The organism is Bradyrhizobium genosp. SA-3, from assembly GCF_004212635.1.
Lineage (GTDB): Bacteria > Pseudomonadota > Alphaproteobacteria > Rhizobiales > Xanthobacteraceae > Bradyrhizobium.
Window position 1 is genome coordinate 1 of record NZ_PSRT01000340.1, and the last position, 688, is coordinate 688.

A 688-nucleotide genomic window follows, 5' to 3' on the forward strand; every position below is an offset into this window, starting at 1 on the left:
CGGTTGCCGCGATCGGGCTACCGTCGATGGTGAAGTGCACCACGGTGTTGGCGAGGCCGGTGCCGCTCACGGCCGGGTTGGCGGTGACGTGGTCGGTGACTGAGGTGCCGGTGTCGACGACCAGGGCCTCGGTCACCGTCGGGCCGGTGGTGCTGAGCGTGTAGACCACCGCACCGCTGGTCGCGGTGTTGCCGGCGGCATCGCTCACCCGTGCCGTCAGCGAGTTCGGGCCGTTGTTGAGCGTGACCGTGCTGCTCCAGCTGCCGTTGCCTTGCACGATGGCGGTGCCGATTGTGGTGGTGCCGTCCAGGATGGTGACGGTGGCGCCGGCATCGGCGACGCCGACCGTGCCGGTGATGGTTTGGCTCGCCTGGTTGACCGGTCCGCCCACGCTGGTGATCGCGACGGCGGGTGCCGTCGTGTCGAGCGAGAAGCTCAGCGATGCACTGCCGGTGTTGCCGAAGCTGTCGGTCTGGCTCGCCACGATGGTGTGTAATCCGTCGGCCAGCCCGCTCGGCGTAAACGACCAAGCGCCTTGCGCATCGGTGGTCGCCGTGGTCGTGCTGAGAACGCCATCGATCGTCAGATGCACCACGGTGTTGGCGAGACCGGTGCCGCTCAGCGCCGGGTTGGCGGTGACGTGGTCGCTGGCCGAAGTGCCGGTGTCGGCGACGAGGGCTTCGGTCAC

The 688-nt window shown here is 68.8% G+C and carries 1 protein-coding gene; it reads right to left on the bottom strand.

The features are described 5' to 3' along the window. The coding region (locus CWO91_RS42375) for an Ig-like domain-containing protein (protein WP_130221194.1) at nt 1–688 on the bottom strand (688 nt) is incomplete at both ends.